The sequence below is a fragment of the Bacillus sp. JJ675 genome (genome assembly GCF_036963165.1).
GTDB classification, from domain to species: Bacteria; Bacillota; Bacilli; order Bacillales; family Bacillaceae; genus Bacillus; species Bacillus glycinifermentans.
In genome coordinates this window covers 19962-31726 of sequence record NZ_JBALMR010000010.1, presented here as the reverse complement: position 1 = coordinate 31726, position 11765 = coordinate 19962, and the positions used below count along the sequence as shown (strand labels likewise).

The window sequence follows — 11765 nt, the reverse complement described above, 5'->3', positions numbered from 1 at the left end:
ATATGAAAAAAATAATCTCTTTAATCGCAGCCGGTTTGGCTGTTGTATGCATCGGCTCTTTTCTGTTCATTCATAATGATGTGACAGACCGGTTCAATCCTCTCATCCCGAAAGAAAACGTGTATGTCCAGATCAACAAAGAAGGTAAGCACCTAAGTCCGGGCGGCTATGAGTACACACTGGAGGGATATAATGACGCCGGCAAGGAAAAAGAAGTAACATTCCTCGCCAGCGGCTCCCTTCGAAAAAACGCCTACCTAAAGGTATATGCGAAGGGAAAATATGTAGAGACATGGGAAGAAGTACAGCCCGGCGACATGCCGAATGCAGTCAGGGGCAAATTGATAAAACAGTGAAAAAACGGCATATAAGCCGTTTTTTCTATTATAAACTATAAATTTACAAATTCCCGAAACTTTTTGACCGCCTGTTCGTATAAAAACAGAAGTCATATTGATAAGGGGGTTTTCATATCATGATTGGAACTATTTGTTTTATACTGGCCCTTTTCTTCCTCTACAACGCCATAACATCGCCGGACGAAAAAAACAGAAACAGCGGTTCTTCGTTGTTCTTCTCCGGCGGTCCTGATTCATCCCACGGCCATCACTCAGGCGGCTGCGATTCATTCGGAGGCGGCGGTGATTGCAGCGGTGGTGGAGGCGATGGCGGCGGTGGAGGCTTTTAAGACATGCCGGCTCCTTTCTCCATCTTCTTCTCCTGCTCGGGTCTTTGGCTGGATGCAGTATTTACTGCAGTCAGCCGGGCATGTTCCGGAATTCCCTTCACATTCTTTCACCATTCACTCCAATATTCAGTTGTTTAACCGGACTTCCGACTGGGAATGATGTTAAGACAACGATCCCCACTCTTCAACCGATACAAAAGTCACAAAAAACAATTTTGATACAAAACATATAAAACTTTCCACCCGCTTGTTCGATATTAAAAGAAGACATTTATGACAAGGAGGGGTTTTTTCCATATGATATTTTTACTCGTTTTATTCGCTCTGTTCATTTTTTATTCGTTCTTTTTTGATAACAGAAACGGAAGATCGCCTAAAAAAACAGCTGAAACGAAAACACTGGTCCGTCAGGCTTCTGCACCGCCCGCATTTTTAAGAGTGATCGAAACCGCACCTGGCCAGGCGGCAAGCCGGCGGCCGTCTGATCGTATACGCCCCGACCTGCGGCTGATCATGAACCCGGGGGAGCAAAACGAAAAAAAATAAGGAAGGCGGCATACGCGGAGAATGCCGCTTTTCCTTATTACCTGTTGTGTTCAATCGTTCTTCCGAATGCTTCCGGAGACATCCCGGGTGAGATGCGGACGCGATGCAGCGCATACAGCCCCTGTTCGCGCGACGCCGCCCCGGGCTCTGTCGTCACGGCCATCCTGTAGCCTGCTTTCCCGGCCATTTTCAGCGTCTCCGCATTATAGCGGCCGACCGGATAGCTCAGCATCACGGTTTGTTGGCCGAACATAGAGTCAAACAATGTTTTGGAACGGCTCATCTCACTCAATTGCCGCTCCGGCGTCAGCCCGTTCAGCTCGAGATGGCTGATCGTATGGCTTTCAATTGAGATGCCGTTTCGGCTCATCTCTTTCATTTGTTCTTCCGTCAGATGATTCTTGCGGTCAATCGATTTTCCGATCATGAAAATCGTCGCCTTCATGCCGTATTGCTTCAAAATCGGATACGCCTTCGTGTAATTGTCCGTATAGCCGTCATCAAACGTAATCAGCACGCATTTTTTACGCGGCATTTTATCCTCGGTCAAAACGGTATAGGCTTCTTCCGGCGTCAGCGTATAATAGCCGTTGTCTTTCAGCCATTTCATATGTCCGCGGAACTCGGCTTCGGGCACCCTCAGGCTGTTTCCCGACGAGATGCTGTGGTACATCAAAATCGGAATCCGGGCGGGGCCCTTCACTTTTATCCAGGCCGGTGTGTGCCCCGTTTCCTTTTTTGACGGCACAGCCTCTTTTTGCTCCGCTTTCGGCGGCATTTCCTTCTCCTCTCCGCTTGCTTCATGGCTTGAGCATCCATACAGCGACACGGCCAAAAGCAGCAGAAGCAGCATTCTCATCTTTTTCACACGTTTTCCTGCTTTCTTTTCTTTAGGTTACGTTCTTCATATCGGATTGCGGGCGGGAATTTTTTAACATTCACGCCACGCTTTGTGAAGCCTCTTGATCCCCTCTTCGATTTCTTTTTCCGAAAGTCCGCCGAATCCGATCATCACCGCCTTCTGCGGGCTGCCGTCACGATTCATCCAAAAATCTGCTACAGGGTAAACCTTTACACCGTGCTGTTCCGCTTTGTTTTTGAAGTCGTCCGCATGGTGATTGACCTTTATAACAATATGGAGCCCAGCTTTTTGGCCAATGATTTCTACCGAGTTTCCAAAATATTTGTCAATTTATGATCCCATCCAAACCGACACCGCATATATGAGCGTCATGCTTTTCGGAAAAGCTGGGATCATGTCAGATTTGGAAGAAGCAACATCCGCCATGCAGGCCCTTCTGACGAAATACGTGCCGGGCTACTACAGCTCTCCGCTCTCCAAAGCCCATGTCGAGAAATACCGGTTATCTCTGAGCAGCAAAACAGCCATTATTAAAATCCGGCCGTTTCGACATAACCGCTAGAATGAGCTGAATCCAAAGATGGCATTTGCACACGGCCGGACCGTCCATGACGATTTGTAACAAAACAGACCCGAAAGCCTGTGCTTTGCGGGTCGTATTCATGTTATGCAGACGCTTCTTCGTCAAGAAACTTTAAGCCTGCCGTATATCGTTTTCTTTTCTTTTTTATCCAGCAGACGAGCGCCGGTCTCCGGCCGGTCAGTTTGCCATCGATCGCTATCAAGATGTTTGTGCCGTTTTCAAGCGGCACATTTGTTTCGATTTGGCAGCCGGACAGACTGATATCCTTGACCATGATCGGGTGTGATGCGCTGTCCGTCTCGTCTGACGGCGCCGGAAGCTGCAGCGTCGCCTCTCCCTGAAACGCTTCACGGATAAATTTTCTTTTAAAGGCGTCGGGGCTTTTCTCGGTTTTCATGAAAAACCGCAGCACCGTTGACCATGTATCCGCACGTTCTTCCCGGTCGGCTCTTCTCGCGTATTCTTCATTGAACATATAGCCGATCAGCTTCACATACAGATCGCTATCCAATCCATGAAACCGCAGGCCGATTTCGATATCGTCCCCGTCTTTCGTCGTCCAGATTACCTGAACCGGAATCTTTCCGACCGTCTCGATCTCAAGGGCGTCGGCCTCATAATAAATGTTTGCTTCAGCCGTGTACGGCAGCCTGATTCGAGCGCCGGTATCGCTCACATCCACCAGTTCGCACGGGTGCTCCCGGTCTGCACCGCCCGTCCGAAAAGACGCTGATTTGTTGATCGCAAAACGTTCAGAGCTTCTGAATCGCGGTCTGTCAAAGGCAACGAGCATCGCCAGAAAAAGGCCCGCCATATTGTACAGCATCCAAAATAAGTTATATGATGCCACATCGATGTCAAACGTTTGATGAAACAGATAATCATAAAGCGTTTTGCCGAGAGCCGCAATCGTCAATCCAAGCAAAACCGCACACGGATATGCCGTCGTGTATCTGAATGTGCGCCGGTTTGTGCTGACTCCTTTCGGCGTGACTTTAAAGTCAAAACGCTTTTTAAAGATAAACTCAGACAAAGCAGACAACGCCAGGTGCGGAGCCATTGACGTATCGTAGATATGGCTCCAGCTCATGCTGCGCTGTCTATCTGAAACGGCTTTAAACGAAAGGTATGAGCTTAAAAAGGCCGGGAGCCAAAAGGCGGTAATCGACCAGACGTCTGCATCCAGACTGTGGATGCCGCACAATAAAAACAAAATCGGAGTCAGTATGTACACCATTTTAAAAACGCCGAAAAACCAAAAGAGAATGCCGTCAAAATAAAGGACCCGCTGCATAGGAGAAAGCCCTTTTAACGTAAGCGGATTCCACTTTTTTCCGCACTGGATGTTCCCCCTGCACCAGCGGTCGCGCTGTTTCAGCAAATCCGTCCACGTTTCAGGCGCCAAACCGACCGCCAGCACTTCACTGACAAAAACGGCTTCAAATTTCGTTTCTAAAAGCATTCCCGTCGCCATATCCTCCGTGATCACCCCGGTTGCAAAACCGCCGATCTCTTCCAATGCCGTTCTTCTGAAAACGGTATTGGAACCGACGTACATCACCGCGTTAAACCTGTCTTTTCCCGCTTGCAGCCTTCGCATGAAAAAGTCCTGCTCATTCGGGATATTGGTTCCGGAAAATAAGTTGTACTGGTAAGGGTCTTCATTATAAAACGCCTGCGGTGTTTGTACGAAAGCGACCTTTTCGTCCTGAAAATAGCCGACCGTCTTTTGCAGGAAGGAAGGCAGCGGGACCATATCGGCGTCCATCGTGACGATCAGCTCTCCCTCCGAGCGGCTCATGGCGTGATTTAAGTTTCCAGCCTTTGCGTGCTCGTTGCTTTCCCTTGTCAAATAGTGAACGCCAAATTCTTCAGCCAGCTTTTGAATATCGGCGCGTCTTCCGTCATCGCACAAATAGACGTTCACCAGTTCTTTCGGATAATCGAGATTAAGGCATCCTGACACCGTTTTTTTCAGCACGTGCCGCTCCTCATTATACGTGGCGATTAAAATATCGACCGTCGGCCGGTGATCTTTGTCTTGTAATGGGACAGGGCTTCGCTTCTTTTCCTTCCATACGAGCGTATAAAAGATGACGAGCTGAAAAAAGCCGATGCATTCGGTTGCAAGCAGGATCACCCCCATTGCCGTATCGAGAGGGCCGGTGCTCGGCAGCGTAAATCCGAACCGCCAGATGATATAAACGCCGTTTGCAGCAAGGCACATGATGATGAGCGGCTTTTTAAAGCGCGAGCTCGCTTTACATCCAAAAAAAGCGGTTAAAATGATTGCAATCATTGCCGCCGGATAGCCATAAAAAACATATTCCATCTTTTTTTCTCCTATTTGATTGTTATGTACATGTTTCACTCTATTTCTTTAGCACTCAAATATATTAACATCTTAAGACCTATATTTAATCAATAAATAACTTTTATATAAGTCTATATACCTTACAGAAAAGTTCATCAGCGATGTCCCCTGATTGTTTCTCGGACCATTTGACTTAAACGTTCCTTCCTTGCTGAGGCTGAATGACGGCCTAATAAACGGTTTTTTTCCAGAAAAAAAGACTGAAAGCCTAAATAATTGATATCTTTATGACGGATTAAGAGCCTTTTTGTGTCGTTTTTTTTGAAATAACCGGAAATTCGGGAAAAATCGGCTTGGCGGCATTCTATTATTTTTCAGCAAAAACGATATTTGGTGCGGCTTTTCGAAAAATGAACGATCGCGGACGAAAACTCCGGCGGCCTCCGGAGTTTCTGAACATAGGGATAGGTCTTCTTTCGCACTTGTCTGAATTTTGATTTTTTTAGTATACTTAATTTAGTTAAATAACACATCAACAAAGGGGACTATTAACAGAATGGGGGAAATCATATGGAACAAAGATCAGAGGTGCAAAGCCTGCCTTTTCAAACGATAAAGGAAAAAGATGATAACTTTATCGCCAGAGCAATGAACATCACGATCGGCATTATTCCGCTTCCTGTATACCTGCTGCTGCTTGCTTTGATTGTAACGTTTGTATATATGCACGATTTGAAAAGCGATATCTTGACATCAATCGCCGTCATGGGCTTTTTCGGCTTTACCTTTGCGCAAATCGGTAAATCGATTCCGGTCGTTCGATCCATCGGGGGAGCCGCGATCATCGCTACGTTTATTCCTTCAGCTATCGTGTACTACCACTTGATTCCAGACGATATCGTAAAATCGACTACAGAGTTTACAGAAAACTCAAACTTTCTTTATCTTTTTATTTCTGCAATTGTGGTTGGAAGCATTTTAGGAATGAAAAGGGAAACACTTGTCAGAGCATTTCTTAAAATTTTCATTCCGCTGATCGCCGGATCAATCGCCGCTGCAGCAGTCGGCTTAGCGGTCGGCACAATGCTCGGTCTCGGTTTTCAGCATACGCTGCTCTATATTGTCCTTCCGATCATGGCCGGGGGAGTCGGTGAAGGCGCGATTCCTCTGTCGATCGGCTATTCAGAAATTATGCACATGCCACAGGGAGATGCTTTTGCGCTGGTACTTCCATCAATTATGTTCGGAAGTTTAACCGCTGTCATTTTATCAGGCGTGCTCAATGTCATAGGGAAGAAAAAACCGGAATGGACGGGCAATGGAAAAGTCGACCGTTCAGAAAACGGGGACGTTTCTTCGCTTGAGTCTCACGATAAGGAAAAAGAAAGCGTTTTTAACCTTACGAATTTCGCTGCAGGCGGCATATTGGCAGTCACGCTGTATTTGATCGGCATGCTGTCCCATGACTTATTCGGTTTTCCGGCACCTGTCATGATGCTCTTATTGGCCGTCGCCATCAAGCTGTTCCGCCTGGCGCCCGCCCATATTGAAAGCGGAGCCTTCAGCGTGTCGCGCTTTTTCTCAACCGCGGTTACGTACCCGCTCCTATTTGCCATCGGGGTTTCGATGACACCGTGGGACAAGCTGATCGCAGCATTTAACGTGGCCAACATTATCACGATTGTCTCTGTCGTCGTTACGATGATGACCGTCGGCTTTTTCACCGGAAAGTGGCTGAACATGTACCCGATCGAAATCGCGATCATCAATGCCTGCCATTCCGGCCAGGGCGGTACGGGCGACATCGCCATCCTCAGCGCAGCGGAACGGCTTGAGCTCATGCCGTTTGCCCAGGTGTCGACAAGGATCGGCGGCGCCATCACCGTTACGCTCACACTGCTGATCCTGGCCCAGATTTATTGATAAAGATAAGCCTGCAGACTGATCTGCAGGCTTCTTATGTTTAACGTATTTTTTTCGGAACATAATCCGGGTAGTCTGTGACTATGCCATCAACTCCCGCTTGCAAAAGCGGAGGAACCTCATCACGGGAACGCACGGTCCACGGCGTAATTTTCATGCCGAGTGCGTGAATGCGGCCTACGAGCGTCGGATCAGCAGCCACATTCCCTAAATATGCGTTGACATAGTTCGCATATCCGGCAAACTCGTTCAATTTGGCATCCGTCAGATCGGAAGGACGGGACGTTAAAACCCCTGTCGGCACAGATGGGAGCAATTCGTGGATGCGGCGGACGGATTGAAAGTCAAACGATTGGACAATCACTTTGCCGTTTTTCGGCTTATCCATTTTCCGTTTTTTCAGGGCGGCCGCCACCTTTTCTTCGATCCCCGGATAAAGGGCAGGCTCTTTCAGCTCAATCAGCAGCCCGATTTTTCCTTTATAGCGGTCAAGCACTTTCTCAAACGTCGGAATCCGTTCACCGGTGAACTGAGGTCCGAAATAGCTGCCGGCATCAAGCTTGCGCAGCTCTTTAAGCGTTAGATCCTTTACTTTTACCGGCGCCTCTGAATCGATGTCTGTCGTGCGGTTTACCGTTGTGTCATGGATGACGACGAGCTTCCCGTCCTTGGACATCTGAACATCAAGTTCGATATAGTCGGCCTTCATTTTGCGCGCTTTGTCAAAAGCCGCGACCGTGTTTTCAGGCGCATATCCGGAAGCGCCCCTGTGTGCGATCACATCCACTTTGTGAGGCTTCGCCGCCTGTGCGTTTGGGCAGCAATGAACCGAGAGTAAAACCAATCAATAAAAACAACACGACTTTTTTTAAACTTGCTGACACAATCTCCACTCCCCTTTATCTTTGCGATTCGGAACACAGTATAGCTTCATACTGTAAAGATTATGTTGCAGCAGTTTTAATTTTCATTTTTTTCAAAAAAAGATCTCCCGTTCGGGAGATCTTATGCCCTTATCGTTCACAGGCAATTTTGTCTTTATCGCGGTCGAGCCTTTTATTGGCGTCATACAGCGCTTTTGACACATACGGCTTGTACTTCGTTTTTCCGCCTTTGTTCTTGACCGATTTTGAGCGGGCCACGCCGCCTTTGTACACCTTGTTTAACGCCTTGCAGTTTTTATATGTTTTTACCTTTGTTTTGGCTTCAGCCGCATCGCCGGCGCTAAAAGAAAAGCCGATGATGAGGCCTAAAGACAAAAGTGCAGCAAATAGCTTTTTCACCTTCCATTACCCCTTTCGTTTATGTATATCTGAATCTATCATAAGTGATTTAGAACCCCTTATCAAGAAGAAAATGACATTTTATTGAATAAATAGTCCTGAAACAAAAGCAGCCTTTTGACCCTGTCAAACATAAATAAAAGCGAGGATCAACTGCGTTTCCCCGCTTTTTTTAAAACAGAGTCGAGTTCATAAGCCAACTCTTTCGGATGAATGCACAGCATCTCTTCGAGAGGATGCTTCCAGTCGCCGTCTTTGATCAGTTTAACGGCATAATGGCCTGCAGGATCTTTTTCCGGATACCATTCCACATCAAGGAGCAGTTGCTCCTCCTCATGCTCAAGCTGAAGCAAATCCCGCTTGAAATCAGACAGCCACACGTCGCTCCCGGGATCTAAATCGCCGGGATTCGTATCTGTTAAGGCATGATGCGAAACCTTCCAGCCGCCCGGAATCCGAAGCCGCAGAAGATTGCGGGGACCGCCTGATTCGCCCCCTTCCTTCCATATCACCTCTTCCAATCTCTCAACAAGCTTTTCATACGGTATTTGAAGCATATCGGCGACCGGCTTCTCATCGGTAGTAAACATCTTGACGGCATACTGGAGATCTCCCGCACTCTCGACTTGTATCATTTTATGATTCTCTTCATTTTCCAATACAAATAATGTTTGACGGCCCTCCCGGATCGGCTTTTGATATAAATGGTTTTCTTTCACCTTCCATCCTTCCCGGATTTTCAAAGGATGCAGCTTGAAAAAGTAATGCAATGTCGTCAACCGCCCCAGCTCCTCTCCATCGGGCTCTCACATACAAGCTTATGCGGCGGCGCAATGTTTAGAACAAGCACAAAAAAACTTGGAGAGGTCTCTCCAAGTCAATCTGTCAGCTGATAGACCGTAATTTGGCTGATAAGGTCGTCATTGTGGCTGCATAGCACGGCTATTTTTCCCCGGCCGAGAAACCTTCCTCTTAAAAACGCCATCCGGCCTCCCGGCGCAATCGTTATCCGTTCTGTTTGATCCGCCAGTTCGATGATATTTTCTTGTATGAACAGCGCCGCATTGCCTGAAAAATCGACATCATGCGGCTTATAAGCGGATGTCAAAAAGATTTTATCCCGGCCAGACTGGTAAACATAGTATCGGTTATTTCTTGTATTGACGATGATTTCCGATTTCTCTGCATCATAGCGGACAACCGGCAAATCCTTCGTTTCCTCCCAAAACGCATAGAATGAATCATACTTCTCTTTTACATACGCCTGTTCAATGCAATGGAACGCATTGTCTCTAGTGCCGTATCTGTAAAACTCTCCGTCATAGGTGACGAACACAATCTCACCGCTGCCCCAAACATGATATTTTGACAGAACGGGAAGGTCTCCTTCTATATCGCACACCTTATGTGCCATGCTCTTTAAATCGAAATAAAACAGCCTCTTGTCATCATGAAAGAAAACGGCCAATTCCTCGGTCAGCGCGTTTTTAAAGGACGCATCAACGACGATGTCCTCCAACCCGATCTTTTCGATGACGTTCAAACGGTCATCAAGCACCATGATTCCTTCATAATCGTCATTAATGACGATTTTCCCCGGAAACACTTCCATAAAGTAGACATCTTTATCAAGATTGCATTGAGTGATTTCAAGTAATTTCATCGTTTTTTCCTTTCAATACGGCTATTTTATTAATTTGGAAATCGATTTGGTTGCATCTGCTTTGCTTTCATCCAGGACTCCGCTGATCGGATCGGCTTCTCCCAAATGTTTTCTCCCTGTGTGGTCAAATACCTCAACGTGGGCGGCTTCCCCAACGTGAAGCGTGTCACGGTAATAATACAAACCGTCTTTTTCGTAGACCGTGGCGCCCTTCACCCTGATTTTCGTTCGTTTAAAGTCGTCTCCGCTGAGGAATGTTTCATGGTCCTGCGGCACCCTTTTTTCTTTTACGTAGCTTCTGTTGCTCTTATTCAGCTTCTCGTATAATTCTCTTCTTTTTTCCTTGCTGTAGTTGTTGCCGTTGTGAGCGACGTAATCTTTTTGCGACATGCCGTCAGGCTTCGGATCCCAGTGAGGTTTTGACCGTCTGCCGCCATCTTTCACGGAAAACGCCATCAAGTCGCTGAGCGGCTTTTTCTCGACGCCTATTCTGTTCATCACCGGCCCGGCATGTGTAGCAAGCTGTTCGACGCGGATGCCGACAGGCACTTCAAAACGGCCGATGCTGTTTTTCACTTTGCCGACAGCGTTTCTTGCCCTGCCCAGCTTATCGTTGATCCATTTGCTGCTGTGGGCGTTGTAAGGAATTTTTTTGACCGGCAGTTTGTCCGCATAACGGGCAGCCGCTCCGACGCCGGTTATTGCGAACGCATTGAACAGGCTCTGCTTGCGCTGTTCATCCGTCAATTTGTTTCCGAACATGTCTCGGCCCGTGATCGCTTCTCCAAAACCGTTTGCTGCCGTTAACCCGTAAATTCCGAATTCGGCTTTCTTCAGGTAATCGAGCGATTTCGCCGACTTATAGGCGTCAAGAGCGTGTTCTGCGGCATTTAAGCCTTTCGCCGTTTTATATATCGCTTTGCCGCCTTTAAATGCCCGGCCCGCCCAGCCGACGACGGGAATGAATCCGGCGGCTGCCATGGCGCCGGCGGTGACCCGCTCTGCCGCTGAGAGCTTCTCGCCCGTTACCGGATCGATGCCGTCTTTCGCCCTCTTATAATCATAATAGCCCGTGACTTCACCGGTAAAGGTGCATACCGTATCCCACGTTTTTGCATACCACGGTCTGTTTGCCTTCTTCTCCTGTTCTTTCGCGATTCTCCTCGCTTCTTCCTGCTCTTTTTTAATCTTCAAATATTCGGCTGTGCCTTTTTCTACATCGTCTTTTAGCTTATAGATGTCGCTATTGTGATAAGCTTTGGCGTCAAAGTAGAGAGGTGATGCTTCCTTTCCCTTCTGTGTGGCAGTAAAAAGCGCACCGTACAATCCGGTAACAAGGCTTTCTTCCGTTTCCGACAAGGCGTACTCCGATTTTAAATCTTCGTCAAACTGATTGACTTTTTTGACCGTTTCCTCGCGCTCTTTTTTCGCTTTATCAAGATGCTCTTCGAAAGCGTCCGCGGAAAATGTTTCAAGGGTCATGATGTCATCGATCTCATTGAAGATTTTTTGCAGCTCCTTTTTTTGTTCAGAGACGATTGACTTAGATGTCGTATAGGCATTTGATAGGTCATTTTCTAAAAAATCAACATTGACGACGGTATCCCCGGCAAGATCGAGATCTTCGGATGCGCCTGAGATACCGCCGAAAAAGGCAATCTGCTTATCAATCAAGCCGATCCATGCGTCCGCAACATCAATCTGAGCCTGATAAAAATCTTTTATGGCGTCAGCGCCTTCTCCCTGAAAATCTTCCCCCAGGTTCACGACGCCCTGAAATTGCTTCTTTAAATCGTCGATTTGCTCTTTTAAATCTTGATATTGTGTTGAGCGCTCTTTCATTGCGGAGATCAAAGTTTTTGCTTCATAGATTTTCATCGGCCATAAGCCCTTTCTTTAAAAT

The 11765-nt window shown here is 47.2% G+C and carries 11 protein-coding genes and 1 pseudogene; 5 read left to right on the top strand and 7 right to left on the bottom strand.

Translation table 11 applies throughout. From position 1 onward, the window contains the following. Window positions 1-2: 2 nt before the first annotated feature. From V7126_RS03090 to V7126_RS03080, 3 genes are all read left to right on the top strand, one after another. The gene (locus V7126_RS03090; protein WP_046129355.1) at window positions 3-356 is read left to right on the top strand and encodes a YxeA family protein; all 354 of its coding nucleotides are present in this window, start codon (window positions 3-5) and stop codon (window positions 354-356) included. A gap of 119 nt (window positions 357-475) precedes the next feature. Continuing rightward, window positions 476-688 (top strand): hypothetical protein, encoded by a 213-nt coding sequence (locus V7126_RS03085; protein ID WP_175076554.1) that lies wholly within the window; start codon window positions 476-478, stop codon window positions 686-688. Window positions 689-985: 297 nt separating this feature from the next. Beyond that, on the top strand, window positions 986-1234 hold the full coding sequence (locus tag V7126_RS03080) for a hypothetical protein (protein ID WP_175076555.1): 249 nt from the start codon (window positions 986-988) through the stop codon (window positions 1232-1234). Between the two features lie 37 nt (window positions 1235-1271). On the opposite strand, the gene V7126_RS03075 is transcribed toward V7126_RS03080, so the two are convergent. Then, window positions 1272-2093 (bottom strand): polysaccharide deacetylase family protein, encoded by an 822-nt coding sequence (locus V7126_RS03075; protein ID WP_082094029.1) that lies wholly within the window; start codon window positions 2091-2093, stop codon window positions 1272-1274. A 397-nt stretch (window positions 2094-2490) separates the two neighbouring features. Here V7126_RS03075 and V7126_RS03070 point away from each other — a divergent pair, with 397 nt between their 5' ends. Then, window positions 2491-2658, top strand: coding sequence for a hypothetical protein (locus tag V7126_RS03070; protein WP_236809742.1), 168 nt, complete (start codon window positions 2491-2493; stop codon window positions 2656-2658). Window positions 2659-2761: 103 nt separating this feature from the next. On the opposite strand, the gene V7126_RS03065 is transcribed toward V7126_RS03070, so the two are convergent. Continuing rightward, window positions 2762-5011: a glycosyltransferase gene (locus V7126_RS03065; RefSeq protein WP_335496672.1), complete on the bottom strand. Its 2250-nt coding sequence runs from the start codon at window positions 5009-5011 to the stop codon at window positions 2762-2764. A gap of 552 nt (window positions 5012-5563) precedes the next feature. On the opposite strand from V7126_RS03065, the gene V7126_RS03060 reads away from it, so the two are divergent. Next, window positions 5564-6916: a 2-hydroxycarboxylate transporter family protein gene (locus V7126_RS03060; protein WP_175076558.1), complete on the top strand. Its 1353-nt coding sequence runs from the start codon at window positions 5564-5566 to the stop codon at window positions 6914-6916. Window positions 6917-6956: 40 nt separating this feature from the next. Here the strand turns inward: V7126_RS03060 and V7126_RS03055 are convergent. The 5 genes and pseudogenes from V7126_RS03055 to V7126_RS03035 form a co-directional block, all read right to left on the bottom strand. Continuing rightward, window positions 6957-7800, bottom strand: a pseudogene (locus V7126_RS03055) (glycerophosphodiester phosphodiesterase). A gap of 129 nt (window positions 7801-7929) precedes the next feature. Then, on the bottom strand, window positions 7930-8199 hold the full coding sequence (locus V7126_RS03050) for an excalibur calcium-binding domain-containing protein (RefSeq protein WP_046129351.1): 270 nt from the start codon (window positions 8197-8199) through the stop codon (window positions 7930-7932). 149 nt (window positions 8200-8348) lie between these two features. Next, window positions 8349-8978 (bottom strand): hypothetical protein, encoded by a 630-nt coding sequence (locus tag V7126_RS03045; RefSeq protein ID WP_335496667.1) that lies wholly within the window; start codon window positions 8976-8978, stop codon window positions 8349-8351. Between the two features lie 98 nt (window positions 8979-9076). After that, window positions 9077-9862 (bottom strand): hypothetical protein, encoded by a 786-nt coding sequence (locus V7126_RS03040; RefSeq protein ID WP_175075979.1) that lies wholly within the window; start codon window positions 9860-9862, stop codon window positions 9077-9079. Between the two features lie 21 nt (window positions 9863-9883). Then, window positions 9884-11740, bottom strand: a complete 1857-nt coding sequence (locus tag V7126_RS03035; RefSeq protein ID WP_175075978.1) for a ribonuclease YeeF family protein — start codon at window positions 11738-11740, stop codon at window positions 9884-9886. Window positions 11741-11765: the final 25 nt, after the last annotated feature.

Bases quoted from the DNA above. Each gene is read 5' to 3' on its own strand.
- V7126_RS03090 (WP_046129355.1), top strand. From the start codon at position 3: ATGAAAAAAATAATCTCTTTAATCGCAGCCGGTTTGGCTGTTGTATGC.
- V7126_RS03085 (WP_175076554.1), top strand. From the start codon at position 476: ATGATTGGAACTATTTGTTTTATACTGGCCCTTTTCTTCCTCTACAAC.
- V7126_RS03080 (WP_175076555.1), top strand. From the start codon at position 986: ATGATATTTTTACTCGTTTTATTCGCTCTGTTCATTTTTTATTCGTTC.
- V7126_RS03075 (WP_082094029.1), bottom strand. From the start codon at position 2,093: ATGAGAATGCTGCTTCTGCTGCTTTTGGCCGTGTCGCTGTATGGATGC.
- V7126_RS03070 (WP_236809742.1), top strand. From the start codon at position 2,491: ATGTCAGATTTGGAAGAAGCAACATCCGCCATGCAGGCCCTTCTGACG.
- V7126_RS03065 (WP_335496672.1), bottom strand. From the start codon at position 5,011: ATGGAATATGTTTTTTATGGCTATCCGGCGGCAATGATTGCAATCATT.
- V7126_RS03060 (WP_175076558.1), top strand. From the start codon at position 5,564: ATGGAACAAAGATCAGAGGTGCAAAGCCTGCCTTTTCAAACGATAAAG.
- V7126_RS03040 (WP_175075979.1), bottom strand. From the start codon at position 9,862: ATGAAATTACTTGAAATCACTCAATGCAATCTTGATAAAGATGTCTAC.
- V7126_RS03035 (WP_175075978.1), bottom strand. From the start codon at position 11,740: ATGAAAATCTATGAAGCAAAAACTTTGATCTCCGCAATGAAAGAGCGC.